This window comes from Candidatus Pacearchaeota archaeon (assembly GCA_038874355.1).
In the GTDB taxonomy this organism is placed as follows: Archaea; Nanobdellota; Nanobdellia; order Pacearchaeales; family GW2011-AR1; genus JAVZCO01.
Genome location: JAVZCO010000001.1, coordinates 175,254 through 193,489 on the forward strand (window position 1 = coordinate 175,254; position 18,236 = coordinate 193,489).

Here is an 18,236-nt window from a genome sequence, read left to right on the forward strand (position 1 = left end):
TTTTAAGTTATATCATTTTTTTTATTTCTTAAAATTCTATCATAGACAGCTTTTGCATAAGATATTCTTTTTTCAGTAGAGCAATAATCAGGATGGCACCTTTCAAATTTATCTTGAAAGGAAATTGTAGCATCTCTAACATTATTTTGGTATTTTAAATGATAATAAGCTTCTTTTTCAGTTCCTAGAAGTTCTTTTACTAAAAAGTTTAATTGACATAATAATACTTCCTTCTCTATTTCATTTGTTCTTTGACCTTCTGGAGTTTTTGTTTTCGGACAATCTTTTAATAATGCATCTTTTCTCTCGTTGTGCCATTGTGCTAATCCAATAGAAGTACATTTATTATTTTTACAATCCCCTTCTAAAAAAGGGTCTAAATTTGATTCTTGGATTAAATTTCCTATTATACCCGCTATTTGTTCATCTGTTAAGGTTATATTCTTTATATTCTTAAAATATTCATAAATGAGATCTACTTTATTTTCATAGTTAATATTTACACGCGTTGTTTCCACAGGATGCTCTAAAAAGTTTTTTATATCGTTTTGTAAACTATATTTTTCTCCTTCTCTTGTTTTTTCTTCATTCTCTCCCATACAAAATTGATAGATTTAACTTATATTTTTATGATTGGCCCAAACTTTAGTAATAAAGAATTTTCTATTTCTAGATCCTTTTAATAAAGATGGCTTATTTTTAATAATTTATAAAGATACTGAAAAAGAACAGATTTATAATAAACATTCTATTATAAAAATAATTAAATATTCTAAAGAAATTGATGAAAAATTTATAATAGATGATATTGAAGATTTTGGAAGTAGTGTATTAATAAATAAAAAAGAAAGAATGATAGTAGAATTGATTAATCGAGAAGAAGAAATAATAACAAAAAATTATTTAAAAAAATTTGATCTAGAAAAAATTAGATAATATAAATTAAGTTATTTTATAAACAGCTCTTAATTTCTTTATACTTTCGCTACCAAAATTTACAGGTTTTTTATAACCAGAATCATGAATAAATAAAACTTTTTTTGTTTTTGGATCGTAACCATTCAAGATAACAATATGATAACCGCTATTAGAAACCTCACTTCTAAAAACACCTATATAACCTGATTTTAATATTTCATTAATTTGTTCTTTATTGTTTGTATTTATTTCTCCATTTATCAAATAATCATAAATTTTTACCCCTCCATTTTTTAATATCTCTTTTTCTAATAGAGGAACAGAATCCCTTATCTCTATATTAATTCCAGCTTCTCTTAAAATATTACTCACAAATCTAGCGCAAACAAAATCTTTACAATTCCTTGCTTTATCCTTACAACCATATCTTATAGTATCTTTACCAATATAACTATTCGCTATTCTAAGAATATCTCTACTCTTTCCTTCTCCTATATTAGAAGCAAGATAATCGTAAGAAGAGGGATCAATTTTATAGTTTCTATCCTGAAAAAAAGTGAATAGATTTAATAAAACATTTCTTATTCCACTTATTTCTCTTTCTTTGTGTCTTATTATATTATAGAAAGCTTCTGCATATTCTATTCTTTTATTTGTGTTACAAAGTTTCGAATTACATTTTTCATATTCATTTTGGAATAGAATTGTTATATCTCTAACATTCTTCAATTTTTCCATTCTCTTTAAAACTCTACTTTTATATGGTTCTTTATTTAACTCTTTATTCAAAAAATCAAGTTGACAAAAGATCATTTTTAATTTTATTTCATTTGTTCTTTGACCTTCTGGAGTTTTTGTTTTCGGACAATCTTTTAATAATGCATCTTTTCTCTCGTTGTGCCATTGTGCTAATCCAATAGAAGTACATTTATTATTTTTACAATCCCCTTCTAAAAAAGGGTCTAAATTTGATTCTTGGATTAAATTTCCTATTATACCCGCTATTTGTTCATCTTCATATCCCAAATCTTTTAAGTAGTAGTAAATAATTAAAGTTTCTTCTTTCAAAACTGTATTTTCTTTAAGTGAAGAAATAAAATTTTTTAAAAAATTTATATAATATTCTACTTCACTTATTTCTTTTTCTGTTTCTCCTTCTCTTGTTTTTTCTTCATTCTCTCCCATACAAAATTGGTATTGCCATTTTCTATAAATCATTTTTATTTTTTGTGAATATTCATGCCCTATACTCTTTAAAGTTTCTTCTGTTTCTCGATTATGATAATTTTTTCCTGTTTTATATATAGAAAGAATACAAGTGAATTTTTCTTCTTCTGTTATTGAATTATAACATTCTTCATATTTTTCATTTTTGTTGTCAAATGCATTCCTTAATTCTTCTCCTAAATTTTTTATTTCTTCTTCATTCGTATTAAAATTTTTTTCATTGATTATGGAAATTAAAAGTGCTTTAAAAGATTCTTTATTCATAATTCTTGGATATTCTTTAACAATATTTTCTACTAAAAACTTTAAAGATTCATTTTCGTAATATTTTTCTATTTCTGAAGGAGATTCTCTTATAATGTATCTATCATCACAAATAAAAGTTATCAATGGTCTACATAATTTATTATCTAAAGAAAAATAAGAATTATGTATTCTTCTTAAAATATCTACTTCTGTATAATCGAGTTTATTGTTATAAGATAAATAATAATTATCTATTTTTATTTGTTTTTGATTTGAAAGATATCCTACATATAATTCTCTAAGAAACTTTCCACCTGCTTTATAAATTTTATTATCTTTTATATAAAAATCTGTTTTTATTTCTTTATTATTATCATAGATATAAATAAAATCTAACTTAATATTTCCAACATAATCCTCTCCAATACAAATTCCTAATTTTGCATATTCATCTTTCGTAACATTTATTAAATGATCACTTTCGTTATAAGGTAAATTTTTAAAAAAATCTATTATTTGTGGTCTTGTTAAAAGTATTATAACAAAAACAATTACTAAAATTATTAAAACTAAATAAATAGTTTTTTCCATTGATTGCTGAACCATTTTTTAACCAAATCTAAATAAATTTTTTAAATTTATAACCATCCCTTTTAGTTTTCCGCTTAATATTCCATAAGCAACAAGTACTAAAAACAAAAATATTAAAATTAAGATTATCTTTCCTAAAAAATCCATCTCTAAATCTGCTTTTTTTATTTTTTTCATTTTATAATATTTGAAAATATTTTTTTTATTGCAAAAAAAGCGATCCCAAATAAGATTATCCATAATAATATAATCAATATTTTTTTTAATCCTTGACTTTCTTCTTCTGCTCTTTTTTTCATTAGATCATTAAATTTTTTAATATTATAAATTTATCTTTTTATCTTATTATTTAATAAGAAAGTTATAAAATAAATTAAATAAACTTAATAAATTAGAAATAATTTTTATAATTTAGATTATCCTAAATTCATCGCTGAAAGTGCAAATGAAGACAATAATGATAAAATTAATATCGCCATAAAAGCTATAATAAAATACATTATTATTCCTCTTTTTAAATTCTTTCCAGTTTCATTAACAATTCTTAACTTATCATATCCATTTTCTATTGTTACTAAAGAATATGACAAAATAAAAGTAATTTCAATAATATATATTCCTATTACTATTTGTAAAAAATAAGGTGGAATCATAGCTTGTAAATTAAATATACTTAAGATATTTCCAAACCCTCCAATTGCTTCAGAAACTTCTTCGGCTCCTATGCCAGAAATTGAAATATTTAATTTTGTTAATATATTTGTTATCATTCCTGTTAGCCCAATAATAATTCCTGCTAATAATGGTGCTAAAAATGTCATATTACTTCTCATGTCACTTGTTATTTCTGCTAATAAATCCTTTAATCTTTCTTCTATTTTTTTTACATTTTTTGTATACTCACTTATAGACATTAATGAAGAGGCTGCTATTTTTAATCCTTTTTTTACAGATTCTATTAAAATCATCATAGATGTTGCGATTAAAGCTGATGGATAATAAATTATAGCACCCCTTCTTTTATTAAATATGGCTTCTTCTAAATTCATACCTAACTGATGCATATTTTGATTTACTATATTAAAAAATCCTTCTGTTGTTTGTCCTTTAACTGATTTAGCAACGTGTGAAAAAGCAATTTCTGCCGGCATTCCATCTCCTAATCTATTACCTAACTGGAATAAAGAAGAAGCAAATTCATCTTCTAATTTTTTACTTTTCTCTTTTGCAATAATTAAATCTTTTGTTTTTCTATTATAAGCAAAAGAAAAAAATATCCCTATTGATAAAGGAATAAATAAACTTAAAATTAAAGCGATAATACCAAATGGTCCTGTTTTTGTTTTCCCAACATTTTTAAAATCAAAAATCTTTAGATCTTCAAATCCAACTAACCTAAAACCAATTTCTCTAAAAGTGTAATCATTTTTTAAACCTAAATTATTAATAAAATTAGTTTGAAAAATAAATGGTAAAAAACCAATCATTAACAGAGGAAGAATAAGGAAAAAAGAAATTAGAAAAGGTTTTTTATCTATAAATTTTTTATAATCTTTATTTAATTCTAAAAGTTCTGTTTCTCCATAGCCACCTGGTCTTTTATAAAGAATTTCATTAGACATAAAAAAAACAAAAAAAGGAACTATAACATTAAAAATAAAAAACACATGATACCATTTTATTATTCCTGCTAACATAGTAGAAGCTAAAGGTAGCAAAGCAATTGCTAATGTAGGAAGTATTATACCTAACATATAAATATTTGTTAAAGGACTTCTAATATCTCTACTATACTTCAACATTTTATCATAAATACCATCTAAAACAACTTGTAGAGCTTTTTCTAAAATAGTAATTCTTCTTGTTTCTTCTATCTCATATAGACTTGATTCAATTAAATGAAAAGCTTCTACAAATTCTATATTATCATCTTTCCAGGTTTCTAAATAAGCTTCTAAACTTTCCTTAAGATTAGAATATTTTCCTATTTCAACATCCCAAAAAACTTTTTTTAAATCTAAAGATAAAGGAGGTTGTAAATGTTTAGCTGCGAAAGAAATTGCTCTTTCTAAATTACTTGTATGTTTCATATAAGCAATTATGTACAAAATACATGGAACCATTTGAGAAGAAGTTTTTAATCTTCTTTGATTTGCTAATCTATTTGGAGTTGTATAAAAATAATAAAACAAAAATATAGAAAAAAGTAAAAAGAAAAATAATAAAATAAATGGAAAGACATCTGTTAATAAAAAAATCAAAATGCTTAATAAAGTACCGAAAAAAAAAGTTAAAAATAAAGAGACAACAGATAAAGAAGCAACTTGTTCTGGTGTTATGTCTAATCTTGCTTTTTCTATTTCTTTTTTTATTTTTTCATAATCTTTTTTTGAAGGTTTAATTTTGACACTATTACCAATTCCTTTACAAAGTTTCTCAAACCAATTTAATTCATAATACATCTCTTCTTTAAATTTTTTGTAATCTCTACTAAAATCCTTATAAGGTATAATATCTGATCTTATCTCTTTTTCTATTTTTGCTCCATATTTTTTTAATATATCCTCTACCTTTATTTTTTCCATTTTCACCTCTTTTTTTATTTAATTTTATTTATTTTTTCATTTTTTTAATTTCTTTTTTCATCCATTCTTTAACTAAAGGTAAGACTCTTTTTGATTCTGGTAATCCTATTTCTTCTTTTATTTTTTCTGAAATTTCATGAAAAATTGTATTACATTTAAAATTAAATTCTGCTTCTAATAAATCTTGTATAGAAGTTTTTTTATACATATTTAATATTTCTTCTTTTATTTTTGCCCTTAATAAAATATTATCATAAACCGCATCCCAATTTCCTGCCCATCCCTTAACATTAGCCGCTATACTTTTTATTATTTCTGAATCACCATTTATTAATTCGTCTGTAGCTTGTAATTCGTCTTTATCTGGGTTATATTTAAATAAATCTACAAAACCTTTTTCTTCTAACGGATCTTTAATCCAATGTTTTCTAACCTCACTTATTTGTGTTATTCTTCTCCAAGACCTTATTCCAGAAGGAGATTTAATTAAATTAGCCACAACTATTAAATCCGTTGCTTTAAAACTTGTTACAGGAACTTGTAGATCATTAACTACTCTATCAAAAACTCCATAAGGAGAAGCTCCATGAATTGTTCCTGCAACTACATTTGCTAAAGCACCAACTCTCATAGCTTCATATAATGCTTTTGCTTCTATGCTTCTTACCTCTCCAACTATTAAACAAGAATCTCCTAATCTTAAACTAGTTCTTATTCCTTCATCTGCTGCAACCTCATTACTAGATTGTAATAAAGCTGATCTAACTTTCATTCTTAAAATATCGTACCCTAATTTTCTTAATGAATCTACAGGTAATTCTAAAGTATCTTCAACAACAATAATTCTGTATTTAGGTACTATTTCAAGCATTAAACTACCTAACAAAGAAGTTTTTCCTGCGCTTCTAGTTCCTGCTACAAGTAAAGTTCTTGCCCCATCAATACAAAAACTTAATAATCCGGCTGATAAAGAATTTATCATTTTGTTTTTCATAAATAATGTTAAAGTCCATGGTTTGTCTCTATGCCTTCTTATAGAATATGCTAATCCATATGGTGATAAAGGTTGTTGTATAACAGCTATTCTAGCTCTAGTTTCTCCTAAAAGTAATTCTGTATCTAATATAGGATTTGCTTCATCTAATGGTCTGCCAGATAGCATTCTAAATTTTGCTGCCCAGCTATCTGCATCTTCTTGGCTAGGAATTATATTTGTTAAACATTCGTCATATTCTTGATGCCTAACAAAAATATTATTTTGAGATATAGGAGCATTTAAAACAATATCTTGCAAATTTTCATCTTGTAAAAGAACTTCTATTAAACCAAAACCTATAGTATGTCTTATTAATATCTTCGCTAATTTATTTAATTCCAGATAACTTAAATTTATATTTTTAGAATTAGCTAATTCCTGAATTAAATCTTTAGCAATATTAAAAAAAGTTTGTCTTGTTCTTTCTAAATCAATAAATTCTTCTGCTTTTGGTTGATGCTCAATTAAAACGTTTCTAGCTAAATTTAAAAGCATTTGATGATCTTCATTAAGAATATATTCTGGAGGTGTTATATGATAAATGTATTTTGGTTCGTTTATTTTTTTTAATATTGTAACATGAGCTTTATCTTTTTCTTCTCCTATTTCATATTCATCTATTATTTCTGCATCTTCTGGAAGTTTTAAGATTAGTCTTGTAAATGTAAAATTTGGTATTATTTCTGGTCTAAAGAATCTTTTATATATCTCCCTATTATTAAAAGAATATTCTTCTATATATTTTTGTGCCTCTTTTATTAAATTTGTTCCTTCTAAAAGAAGAGTTATTTTTTCTAATAATCTTATATAATTCATCAAACAAAATTTACATTGATATGTTTTTTCTAAATTATTTCTTTGTTCTGACAGGATTTTTTTAATAAAAATATAAGCTCCTATTGGATCTTGTTTTAATAAATTAATAAAATTATTAACTACATCATATCTTTTTCCTAAACATTGCTGACAATTAAGAACTAATCTTCCTGGAGATAAAATCCTTTCTTGTTTTACTAAATGTATATAGATTCTTGCTATCTCATTTAATAAGGATATTTGATTAAAATCATAAACATAGTTTCTTTGTTGAACAAAAACTATTCTTGAAATTTTTGGATTTTCTATTAATAAACTTATTGCTTTTTCCATAGACTCTTTATTTTCAGAAATATTTGGAATAAGAGAAGAACCCATATAGTTTACATAAGCTACATCTATTCCAGTCTCTCTTACAATTTCATAAGAATATAACGGAGTACCTTTTTTAAATAACATCTTAATTTTTAACAATTTTTTTATAAAAAAATAAGAAAATTGAGTATTAAATATCTTTCTAAATTTATACTTATTAGATAAAATTTTTATATTTAAGACATCTTATATTTAAAAAAATTTTATCATCTTATAAATTGAAATTTATTTTGATTAAATAAAATGAAAAGAATTTAAAAGATAAATATTTTAAACCCATTTGTATATTATACTTTTATAAAAGGGGATTAAAAAATGGAAGAAAAGACTAATAATTTTATAACTTCTATAATTTCTGATTTTAACTTAAGAATATCTGATATAGAAGAAAAGCAAAGATTATTAAGAGATAGAATTATATTAGTAGGTAAAAATATTATTGAATTAAGAGAAGAACAATCAAAAGAAATGACCGAAATAAAATTAAGATTAGAAGAAATAGAAAAATCTGTAGAAAAAATAAAATCTGCTTTGCTAACATTAAGTAATGAATTAGAAAAAAAAGCTAGAAAATCTGAACTTGAAATAATAAAAAAGCAAATAAAAATGTTTGAGCCTTTAAAATCAAAAGAAGAATAAAATGACAATAATAGATCAAATAAAAAAAATGAGAGAAAATGGGATGACAGAAATGGATATTATAAAAAAATTACAAGAAGCGGGTTATTCTCCATTAGAAATAAATCAAGCTATAGAGCAATCTAAAATAAAAGCAGCAATTTCTGATTTAAATTCAGATTTACCTCAAGAAGATAATTTTGATACAGAATTGATAAAAAATATGCAACAAAGTATAATGGAGCAATCAAATGAAAATAATTTACCTCTTTTACCACAACCGGATCAGCAATTACAAATTTCAGAAAATATCCCAGAAGAACAATATGAACAACAATATCCTATAGAATCTATACAACAACAAGAATACTATCCTCCTCAAAACTATTATCAAGAGCAATATCCTATTTACCAGCCATCTTATAACGAAAATGTTAATGAAATAATAGATCAGATAGTAGAGGAAAAAATAAACAAAACCAGAAAAAAAGTTATAGAATTAAATTCTTTTAAAATACTAGTTGAAAAAAAAATAAGAAATATAGATGTAAGGTTAAGAAAAATAGAAAATTTTATTCAGGAATTAGAAATAAAAATTCTTGGCAAAGTAAGTAGTTATGGGGAAAATTTACAAGACATCAAAAAAGAAATGGAAATGATGCAAGATTCTTTCAGTAGTGTTTTGGAAAGTATCAAAAATTCTTTAGGTAAGGAAAAGAAGAAGAAATAGATTATTTTTTTGTTAAAATCCAAGAGACTACCACTACTACTATAACTAAAATTATAAAATCAAAAATTTTTGTATTTTCACTTATTGTTGATTTAAGTTTATCTAAAAACATAAAATTAGAAAAGACCATATTTGCTGAAATTAAAAAAATTATTATTAAAACTATAACTATAAACCAAACAATAGATGGTTTAAAAACAATTTCTGCTTTTTGTTGACTCATTCCTATAACTAAGAGTATAAAAAATATACAGATAACAAAAACAACTACCCATGGAGTTATAGTTTGAATATATTCTTTCGGCTTTGTTGTTGTTGAAAATATAATTGATATGATAAAACTAATTAAAAGATGGGCAAACTTATTTTCTCCAACAATTTTTATTTTTTCTAATATAAGAAAGATTATTATAAAAACAAATAGAAACATAAATAAAGGCATAAAATATTCAGCAAAGGAAATTTCAAATACCATCATATAAGATAATTTTTTTTTATTTAAAAGTTTTTTGTTTTCAAAAATATCTTAAATTAATTGTAAGGCAACATTCCTCTTATTGTTCTTTTCATTATTTTTTCTGCACTAGAAGGAAAAGAACATTTTTATTTTTCATCTTTTTTTCTAATAACAAGAACAATAGCAAAAATTAATATACCAGCAACAAGAGTAACAGCTCCATATCTTTCCCACCAAGATTCAAATTCAGAATAACCCATATAACCTGTATCTCTAAAAGCATTTATTATAACAATTAGAAATATTACACCACCTATAATTAAAAATAAAGATTTTTGCCATTTGCTCCCTGTTTCAACAAAAGCTCCCAATAAAATTAAAGCAACTATTAAAACTCCAAGGCCTTTTCCTAAGTAAGGAAATAATTTAGAAAAAAAGATTGGAACTGCATCATATAACAAAGATAATAAACCTATAGCTAAAGATATAATTAAAGCAGCTCCTTTATTTTCTTTAAATAAGGACAAATTTGATAATATAGTGTATACTAAAGCAAATATTAATAAAAATGGCAAAACATAAGAGAAAAATCCTAAATCTGCTAAATCATTTAAAACATCTGCAATAGATGTGCTACCTGCCCATTGCAATAAGATTCCTAACATATTCCAAATAATATTTTTTAATTTAAATATCTTTCGTTTATTAGTTTTGTAAATTTAAGAATTTATTTTTCATTTATTTTTTTAATCTTATTTTATTAATAAATTAGTAATTATCTTTAATTTAAAGTATTAAAGGAATAAATTTATATTCTATTTTTTCTCAAGAAAGATTTTCTATTTTAAATTTTATACCAAGAAATGTTTTTTATTTCATTCCTTTCCTTTCATTTTCCAAACACTTATCATAGCAACAATTATTGCTATAATGAAAATAAGATTTGTTAAAACTTTTTTCCCTTTTTCTTTACTAAAAAAATCTATAAAATTATCCCAGCTATTTGTTATTTTTAATAAACTTATAGCAACAACAATTATTGAAATAAAAACAATAACAGAAATAGCACCTCTTGGTAATTTTATTTCTTTTTCTTGCTTTGCAAAACCATAAATTATTAAAAAAACTAATAAAATAACAACCATAACAGCTAAAATTGGCATTAATTTTACTACAATAATTCTAGATTCAGGAAAAGATACTAATAATAAACCAATTACTAAACCTACCAAAGCATTTACTTGTTTTTTTCCCTCACCTAGAATATTTGATCTATCTAGTATAGCAAAAACAACAGAAAAAACAAGTATAAAAGGTAGAATAAAATCTTGAAAAATAGGGGAACTTAAAATTGTTTCTGATGCCATTATTTAGATTAAAAAGATTTTATTTTTTAATAGGTTTCTGATAATTCTTCATTAGATGGTATGTCTATTTCTTCTCTTATAGGTAATACTGTTTTACTCATAACAAAAACATCTCCAATTGACTTAACAAAACTATGAGGTGCTATCAAACCTCTTGCTCCTCCAATCATCCTTGAAATTTGGCTGTTAACTCTAACTTTCCACCCATCAATTTTATTATCTACTAAATTTGCTTCTTCTATTTGGCCAATAAAATCTCCTGCATCAGTAAATACATTCTTTCCTAAAACTTCTGAAATTCTTTTTATTTTCATTTTATATCTATTTAATTTTATATAATCCTAGTTTATATAGTTTTCTATTCTGAGTTTTTAAATTTATTGTTTTTCTTTTTTATTTTTTCGGTATTTATTATAATAATGTTTTTTATTAATTTATAATTTTTTATTTTAAGATTTTTTTCTATTTATTATTTCTTATTATTTAATATTACAGTTTATATTTTTTAAAGAAAAGATTTATAAGAAATAAATTATTAATTGAATTATGTTTAGATTAAAGGAAATAATAGTAATATTAATATCCTCTTTATTAATTGCTTTTCCATATTTTTTAAGCAAAAACTTATCCTTTATCTTATCCTTTGTTTTTGCCTTAATTGTTTTATTTGTTTATTTTTTAACAGAAAAAATAGCAGCATATTATTTTGAAACAGCATCAGAAATAAAATTTTGGGAAGAAAAAAGATATGGTTTTTATGAAAAATCTTATTTTAAATTTGGTGTTCCTTATGGAGTAATCTTATCTTTTATACTGCCTTTAATAAGTTCTGGCTACTTTAAATGGTTTGCTTTAACTCAAACTGAATTAAAAGAAAAAAAGTCAAGAGTAGCAAGAAAACACTTTTTTTATAGTTATCCCAAGCTTACAGAATGGAATATTAGTTTAATATGTGGCATACCAATAATTTCTTTATTTTTTTTGTCCATTATAATAAAAGTCATATCTAATTTCTTTCCAATTCTAACTATTTTACCAAAGATAAGTTGTTATTTTGCTTTATTTAATTTATTACCAATAGGAAATTTAAATGGAATGAAAATTCTTGCAGGTTCTTTTAAATTTTGGTTATTTTTAGTTTGTTTAACTTTTTTTAGTTTAGCTTTTGTTATTTTGTTATAATTATCAGATTATATTTCCTAAAAATTTTAATTATAAAAAATTTTTAAATAAACTTTTTAATTTATAACTATCTATATCTTTTAACATTAATTCTTTTACAATATTTTTTCACAGGGCATATGTTACACTTGGGTAAAATTGGCAAACAAATCTCTTTTCCAAATAAAATGATTATTGTATTAAATTCTTTCCAATATTTTTTCGGCAAAATTTTCATTATTTCTTTTTCTGTTTCTTCTGGATTTTTAGTTTTTATCCATCCCAATCTATTGGGAATTCTATGACAATGCGTATCTATAGGAATATAATCCTTGTTATAAGCAAATGATAAAACTATATTTGCTGTTTTTTGCCCTATTCCCTTTATACTTAACAATTCTTCTTTTGTTTCTGGAACTTTTCCTTTAAATCTTCTTAAAATTTCTTTAGAAACTTCTTTTATAGTTTTTGCTTTTTTTCTATAATAACCAGAAGAATAAATTAATTTTTCTAATTTTTTTATATCCATTTTTAAAAATTGTTTTGGAGTTTTTGCTATTTTAAATAACTTTTCTGTAACTTTTTCTGTATTTTTATCTTGTGTTCTTAAAGAAATTAAGCATGCTATTAAAACCTGAAATGGTGTTAAATTTTTTGATGTTCTCCTCAATGTTGGTTGTCTTTTATTTTTATATCTTTTAAGAAGAATATTCATAACTTTACTTATATCTTTTTTATTATGACTTAACATCATTTATTATATAATAAATTATGATTTAAATTATTATTGAAAAATAAATGTTTAAACTAAAATAAGAAATAAGATAGTTTAAAGTATTTAAATATAAAATCATTTATAAGTTAAATGAAAAAATCAAAAAAATATAATATTGGTTTGTTTTGGAAAGGAAAAAAGCAACCTTTATCTGTAAGACTTAAAAATTCTCTTTCTTTAAAAAAAGCTTATCTTGAAGGAAGGCATAAGAAAGTATGGTCAGGAAAGCATTTTTCTAAAGAACATAAAGAAAAATTAAAAAGAAGTAATATAAAAACATGGAAAAATAAAGAATTAATTAACAAACATAAAAAAATAATGAAAAAAAGATGGAAAAACAAAAAAGAAAGAAAAAAACATTCTAAGATAATGAAAAAAGTTTATGAAAATCAGGAATTAAGAGCAAAAATTGCTTTGAAGTTAATAAAAATAAAAAGAAATCTAGAAGAGATAAAAAAAGCGAAACAGAAAGCAAAAGAGATTTGGAAACAAAAACCTTATTTAAAAGAAAGATGTAAAAAAGCTTTGGAACTTTATTTATTAAATTATAATTTAAAAAAACTTCTAGGAAAAAAAGAAAATATAGAGAGACTAAAAACTCTTTCTGGATATGTAGTCAAAAGCAAGTATGAAAAAAATTTAGCAAATTTTCTCTATTTAAATAAAATAAACGCAAAATATGAGAGATATGCTTTATTTTTTCCTGAAATGTTCTGTGTTCCTGACTTTTATTTACCAAAATTTAATGTTTTTATAGAAGTTTATGGCCAACACCCAGATGCAGAAAGAAAAAAAAGAAAGAAAATTAAAGTTTATAAAAAATATAAAGTTCCGGTAATAGAATTGACCCCAAGTGAATTTAGAAATTTAAATTATTTTGTTATATCAGAAATAAAATCAAAAGAAATGATTAAAAAAGCAAGAAATTTTAATCTTAAAATTTGGACAAATCCTTTAAACAATGAAATAACAAAGGAATTTAAAAGAAAAAATCCTTCTTTATTTAAAGAATATCTAAATTCTTTAGTAAAAAATAAATTATAAAAGATATAAGATGGAAGAGGAAAATGAATTAAAAGAAGTGAGAAAGTATTTGGTTTCTATTACACCAAGAGATTATCAAGAAAAGATATTTTTAACTGCTGTAAAAAATAATACTCTAGTTGTTCTGCCTACTGGATTAGGAAAAACTTTAATTGCTCTAATGCTATCTATACATAGATTAATAAAATTTCCTAATTCAAAAATTTTGTTTTTAGCCCCAACAAGACCTTTAGCAGAACAACATTATAATTATTTTAAAAAATATCTTCCAGATTTATTTGCCGATATGATTTTATTTACAGGAAAAATAAAAGCAGAAAAAAGAAAAGAGCAATGGCAAAATGCAAATATAATTTTTTCTACTCCACAATGTATTTCTAATGATATAAAAAATAATTTGTATTCTTTACAAGAAGTTTCTTTATTAATAGAAGATGAATGTCATAGATGTATAAAAAATTATTCTTACACTTATATAGCAAAAAAATATAAAGAACAGGCAAAAAATTTTAAAATTCTTGGTTTAACTGCGAGTCCAGGAAGCGAAAAAGAAAAAATAAGAACAATATGTCAAAATTTAGAAATAGAAAAAGTTGAATTAAGAAATAGAGAAAGTGAAGATGTTAAGCAATATTTACAAAAATTAAAATTTGAAGTTATAAAATTAGATTTCCCAGAAGAATTACAAAAATTAAGAAACATATTAAAAAAAGTATATGATAAGAAAATAGAAGAACTTATCAAAAGAAAATTATTGTTTGGCAAAGCTACAAAAAAGAATTTATTAGAAACCCAACATAAAATTATGAAAGCAATATCTACCGGCAACAGACATTTCAATCTCCTTTCTGGGGCAAGCGCCTGTGCTGTTGCACTAAAAATACAACATGCTATAGAACTTATAGAAACACAAACTCTAGTTTCTGCTTTTGAATATTTGCAAGATTTATTTAGACAGTCAGAAAAAGAAAAAAGTAAAGCAGTAAAGCAAATAGTAAAAAGTAAAGAATTTAATCAAGCTTATAACTATTTAATTGAATTATTAACAAGAAAAAAAGAAAATCCAAAGTTAGAAAAACTTAAAGAAATAATAATTGAAGAATTAAAAAACAAAAAAAATTCAAAAATAATAGTTTTTTCTCAATATAGAGATAGTGTTATTAAGATTTGTAAAGAATTAAATAACATAGAAAATGTTAACGCTAAAATTTTTATTGGACAAACAATAAAAAAAGAAATTGGAATGACGCAAAAGGAGCAGCAAGAAATAATAAGAGAATTTTCTCTTGGAAAAGCAAATATTTTGGTATCTACTTCAATAGGAGAAGAAGGTTTAGATATTCCTGAAGTAGATATTGTAATTTTTTATGAACCCATACCTTCTGCAATAAGAAAAATACAAAGAGCCGGAAGAACGGCAAGATTAAGACCAGGAAAAATTATAATTTTAATGATAAAAAAAACAAGAGATGAATATTATTATTGGGCTTCTTTTCATAAAGAAAAAAAGATGTATAATGTAATAAATGATATAAATAAAGAAATAAATAATAAAAAAACAATAATAAAAAAAGAAAAGAATTTATTTGATTATTAAAAATGTTAGATATATTTAAAAAAGATAAAGGAAAAAGCAAAGAAAAATTAAGAATAATTGTAGATTTTAGAGAAAAAAATTCTTTAGTAGTTGCAGAATTAGTAAGTAAAGGAATTTTATTAGAATTAAAAAACCTTTGTGTCGGAGATTATATAGTAAATGATGTTATTATTGAGAGAAAAACTTATAACGATTTTATCAACAGCATAATAAATAAAAGATTAATAGAGCAGTTAGAAAATTTAGAAAAATGCGAAAAAAAACTTTTAATTATTGAAGGATGTAAAGAAGAAATTTCAGAAAGAAAAATTAACCAAAACGCAATTAATGGATTTTTACTTTCTGTTTTAATAAATAGAAAAATTCCTATTCTTTTTACAGAAGATTATGAAGAAACTAGTAATTTTTTATATATTTTAGCAAAAAAGAAAAAAAGAAAAAATTTTTCTTTAAGATTCAAAAATAAAAATATGAACAGGAAAGAACTATTACAATTTATATTAGAAGGATTTCCTACTATTGGCCCTATAACAGCAAAAAGATTATTAAAAAATTTCAAGACAATAAAAAATGTTATAAATGCAAATGAAGAAGAATTAAGAAAAATCCTTGGAAAAAAAACAGATTTATTCTTAAAAATTATAAATTCAGAATATTAAAAATCCTTTATCTTTAGTTCTGATTTTAAAAATTTACTATCACAATAATGGCAAGAAAAAATTCCTTTTTTATAATAAATTATAGGTTCTACTTGTTCTGTCGGATCATTTGTTATACAATTTGGATTATTACATAAAACTATATTTTCTAATCTCTCTGGAATAACCGCTTTTGTCTTTTCTTTTACTTTTCCATTAATTATTTTATTTATTGTAGCGTCTGGAGCAATTAATGCAACGAGATTAATTTCATATGGTGTTAAAGATCTTCCTTCTATTTTAATAAAACTCTTTTTTCCCATTCTAGTACTAAAATAATGGTCTCCTAAAGAGATTCTTCCTTCTTTTTGATTTTCAATTTTTAAAATTCTTGCAACTTTCCAAACTATACTTGGAGGTAAATGATCTATCACAATTCCATTTTCTATATACCCTATTAATTCTTTCGCCATTTTAACATAAAAATTTATCTCCTGCGATTAAATTTATTAAACCCATTCTTACATAAAGTCCTGCTTTTTCTTGTTCTTTAATATATGCAGAATATGGTGTATTATCTAAAGATTTTGGTAATTCCTGTCTTCTTGGTCTAGGATGCAAAATAATAAAATTTTTCCTTAATTTAGCTCTATCAAGCATATCTTTTGTTAAACAGTATTGAGAAATAACTTTTTTATATTGAAATTCTCCTTCCACTCCTTCTGGAAATCTTTCTCTCTGAACTCTAGTCATATAAATAGCATCTATTTTTCCTAGAATATCTTCTAAATTCTTAATATCTAATTCTTCAAAATTTAATTTATCTTCTTTTAATTGATTAACAAAAGATTCTGTTAATTTAGTTTCTTGAGGAGAAATAAAATAAACTTTGCAATCTTTATATTTTTTTAAAGCGTTTGCAAGAGAATGCACTGTTCTTCCATATTTTAAATCTCCTACTATTGCGATTTCTAAACCATCTATTCTCCCAATTTTTTTCTTTATTGTGTAAAGATCTAAAAAAGTTTGAGTTGGATGTTCATTAATTCCATCTCCAGCATTAATAACAGGAGCTTCAATAATATCTGCAAATAATCTAGCAACACCATCTCTCCTTTCTCTAACAACAACAACATCAAAAGAGTAGTTGTTTATTGTAATTGCTGTATCCCAAAGACTTTCTCCTTTACCTCTAGAACTTCTTTCTGGATCAAAATCAGAAACTTGTCCGCCTAATCTTCTCATAGCAACATCAAAACTTAAAGTTGTTCTAGAGCTGTTTTCAAAAAATGCTGGTAACATAATCTTATTTTTCATTAATTCTTCTACTCCTTCCTTCTTTAATTCAAATAAAGAAGAATAGTCAAGAATAAAATCTATCTCGTCTCTTGAAAAATCATTAACAGATATTACATCTCTTCCTTTAAATTTAGATATCATCAAAAAGAATATATAATTAAATTGTTTATAAATACAATTGTAAATTAGAATATATTTTTAAAAATATACAAATAATTAAATAAATTAGTTTTTATTTTAAAAAATAAACTTCTAAATCTTTATATTCTGCTCTTTCTCTTTTTAAAATAGATTCTTTTAACTTAAAATTCTTTACTAAAAATTCTTTTTCTGTTATTTTTATTTTTTTTAATTCTTCTAAAAATTTTTCTTTATTTTCTATGTTCTTTACTCTTGCTATTGTTATATGTGACATAAATCTTTTTTCTTTTTCGAATAAATCTTCTAATTTATAATCAATTTCTTTTTGTAATCCATCACAATTTTCTAATTTTATCCATATTATTTTTACAAAATTTTCATCAAAAACTCCTAAATTAGATAATTTCGCTTTAAATTTTTTAAAATTGATTTCTCTTAACCTTTTTTTTACATTATCTAATGTTTCTTTATCAATCTCTCCTAAAAATTTCAAAGTCAAATGTAAATTTTCTAATTCTGTTTTTTTTCCTTTAAAATCTGGTAAATCGCCTTGTATTTTTTCTATTTCTTTTTTTATTTCTTCTGGTAAATCCAAAGCAATAAAAACTCTCATTT

General features: G+C 23.3%; 21 protein-coding genes. 7 read left to right on the top strand and 14 right to left on the bottom strand.

What is annotated here, in order from left to right:
• Window positions 1-2 precede the first annotated feature (2 nt).
• Window positions 3-599: a phage tail tip lysozyme gene (locus QW117_01060; GenBank protein MEM3405545.1), complete on the bottom strand. Its 597-nt coding sequence runs from the start codon at window positions 597-599 to the stop codon at window positions 3-5.
• A gap of 34 nt (window positions 600-633) precedes the next feature.
• Between QW117_01060 and QW117_01065 the strand changes: the two genes are divergently transcribed.
• Entirely contained in the window at window positions 634-936 is a 303-nt protein-coding gene (locus tag QW117_01065; GenBank protein MEM3405546.1) for a hypothetical protein, read from the top strand.
• A gap of 6 nt (window positions 937-942) precedes the next feature.
• On the opposite strand, the gene QW117_01070 is transcribed toward QW117_01065, so the two are convergent.
• The 5 genes from QW117_01070 to QW117_01090 all read right to left on the bottom strand — a co-directional run bounded on the left by QW117_01070 (window position 943) and on the right by QW117_01090 (window position 7,878).
• Window positions 943-2,997, bottom strand: a complete 2,055-nt coding sequence (locus QW117_01070) for a phage tail tip lysozyme (GenBank protein ID MEM3405547.1) — start codon at window positions 2,995-2,997, stop codon at window positions 943-945.
• A 3-nt stretch (window positions 2,998-3,000) separates the two neighbouring features.
• On the bottom strand, window positions 3,001-3,159 hold the full coding sequence (locus QW117_01075; GenBank protein ID MEM3405548.1) for a hypothetical protein: 159 nt from the start codon (window positions 3,157-3,159) through the stop codon (window positions 3,001-3,003).
• Window positions 3,156-3,281, bottom strand: a complete 126-nt coding sequence (locus QW117_01080) for a hypothetical protein (protein ID MEM3405549.1) — start codon at window positions 3,279-3,281, stop codon at window positions 3,156-3,158. The genes QW117_01075 and QW117_01080 overlap by 4 nt, the downstream gene beginning before the upstream one ends.
• A 117-nt stretch (window positions 3,282-3,398) precedes the next feature.
• Window positions 3,399-5,567: a hypothetical protein gene (locus QW117_01085; protein MEM3405550.1), complete on the bottom strand. Its 2,169-nt coding sequence runs from the start codon at window positions 5,565-5,567 to the stop codon at window positions 3,399-3,401.
• 28 nt (window positions 5,568-5,595) lie between these two features.
• The gene (locus QW117_01090) at window positions 5,596-7,878 is read right to left on the bottom strand and encodes an ATPase, T2SS/T4P/T4SS family (protein MEM3405551.1); all 2,283 of its coding nucleotides are present in this window, start codon (window positions 7,876-7,878) and stop codon (window positions 5,596-5,598) included.
• Window positions 7,879-8,109: 231 nt separating this feature from the next.
• On the opposite strand from QW117_01090, the gene QW117_01095 reads away from it, so the two are divergent.
• Window positions 8,110-8,433 carry a hypothetical protein gene (locus QW117_01095; protein MEM3405552.1) on the top strand — a complete coding sequence of 108 codons (324 nt, stop codon included), beginning with the start codon at window positions 8,110-8,112 and terminating at the stop codon, window positions 8,431-8,433.
• 1 nt (window position 8,434) lies between these two features.
• Window positions 8,435-9,142: a hypothetical protein gene (locus QW117_01100; protein MEM3405553.1), complete on the top strand. Its 708-nt coding sequence runs from the start codon at window positions 8,435-8,437 to the stop codon at window positions 9,140-9,142.
• A gap of 1 nt (window position 9,143) precedes the next feature.
• Here QW117_01100 and QW117_01105 read toward each other — a convergent pair whose 3' ends face one another.
• The 4 genes from QW117_01105 to QW117_01120 all read right to left on the bottom strand — a co-directional run bounded on the left by QW117_01105 (window position 9,144) and on the right by QW117_01120 (window position 11,280).
• On the bottom strand, window positions 9,144-9,617 hold the full coding sequence (locus tag QW117_01105) for a hypothetical protein (GenBank protein ID MEM3405554.1): 474 nt from the start codon (window positions 9,615-9,617) through the stop codon (window positions 9,144-9,146).
• 128 nt (window positions 9,618-9,745) lie between these two features.
• The gene (locus QW117_01110) at window positions 9,746-10,264 is read right to left on the bottom strand and encodes a hypothetical protein (protein MEM3405555.1); all 519 of its coding nucleotides are present in this window, start codon (window positions 10,262-10,264) and stop codon (window positions 9,746-9,748) included.
• 210 nt (window positions 10,265-10,474) lie between these two features.
• Complete coding sequence (locus tag QW117_01115; GenBank protein MEM3405556.1) at window positions 10,475-10,966, bottom strand: hypothetical protein; 492 nt, start codon at window positions 10,964-10,966, stop codon at window positions 10,475-10,477.
• A 26-nt stretch (window positions 10,967-10,992) separates the two neighbouring features.
• Entirely contained in the window at window positions 10,993-11,280 is a 288-nt protein-coding gene (locus tag QW117_01120; GenBank protein MEM3405557.1) for a hypothetical protein, read from the bottom strand.
• A gap of 232 nt (window positions 11,281-11,512) precedes the next feature.
• Between QW117_01120 and QW117_01125 the strand changes: the two genes are divergently transcribed.
• The gene (locus QW117_01125) at window positions 11,513-12,148 is read left to right on the top strand and encodes a hypothetical protein (protein ID MEM3405558.1); all 636 of its coding nucleotides are present in this window, start codon (window positions 11,513-11,515) and stop codon (window positions 12,146-12,148) included.
• A 67-nt stretch (window positions 12,149-12,215) separates the two neighbouring features.
• Here the strand turns inward: QW117_01125 and nth are convergent, their stop codons facing one another.
• Window positions 12,216-12,881 carry an endonuclease III gene (gene nth / locus QW117_01130; GenBank protein MEM3405559.1) on the bottom strand — a complete coding sequence of 222 codons (666 nt, stop codon included), beginning with the start codon at window positions 12,879-12,881 and terminating at the stop codon, window positions 12,216-12,218.
• 111 nt (window positions 12,882-12,992) lie between these two features.
• Between nth and QW117_01135 the strand changes: the two genes are divergently transcribed.
• Genes QW117_01135 through QW117_01145 form a run of 3 tightly spaced genes read left to right on the top strand, consistent with a single transcriptional unit; the run spans window position 12,993 to window position 16,202 of the window.
• Window positions 12,993-13,946 (top strand): hypothetical protein, encoded by a 954-nt coding sequence (locus QW117_01135; GenBank protein ID MEM3405560.1) that lies wholly within the window; start codon window positions 12,993-12,995, stop codon window positions 13,944-13,946.
• Between the two features lie 10 nt (window positions 13,947-13,956).
• Entirely contained in the window at window positions 13,957-15,543 is a 1,587-nt protein-coding gene (locus QW117_01140; GenBank protein MEM3405561.1) for a DEAD/DEAH box helicase family protein, read from the top strand.
• Window positions 15,544-15,545: 2 nt separating this feature from the next.
• Window positions 15,546-16,202, top strand: coding sequence for an ERCC4 domain-containing protein (locus tag QW117_01145; GenBank protein MEM3405562.1), 657 nt, complete (start codon window positions 15,546-15,548; stop codon window positions 16,200-16,202).
• Here QW117_01145 and QW117_01150 read toward each other — a convergent pair.
• From QW117_01150 to thpR, 3 genes are all read right to left on the bottom strand, one after another.
• Complete coding sequence (locus tag QW117_01150; GenBank protein ID MEM3405563.1) at window positions 16,199-16,654, bottom strand: aspartate carbamoyltransferase regulatory subunit; 456 nt, start codon at window positions 16,652-16,654, stop codon at window positions 16,199-16,201. The two genes, QW117_01145 and QW117_01150, sit on opposite strands and share 4 nt — an antisense overlap.
• Before the next feature lies 1 nt (window position 16,655).
• Complete coding sequence (gene pyrB / locus QW117_01155; protein ID MEM3405564.1) at window positions 16,656-17,621, bottom strand: aspartate carbamoyltransferase; 966 nt, start codon at window positions 17,619-17,621, stop codon at window positions 16,656-16,658.
• A 91-nt stretch (window positions 17,622-17,712) separates the two neighbouring features.
• Window positions 17,713-18,234, bottom strand: coding sequence for an RNA 2',3'-cyclic phosphodiesterase (gene thpR / locus QW117_01160; GenBank protein ID MEM3405565.1), 522 nt, complete (start codon window positions 18,232-18,234; stop codon window positions 17,713-17,715).
• Window positions 18,235-18,236: the final 2 nt, after the last annotated feature.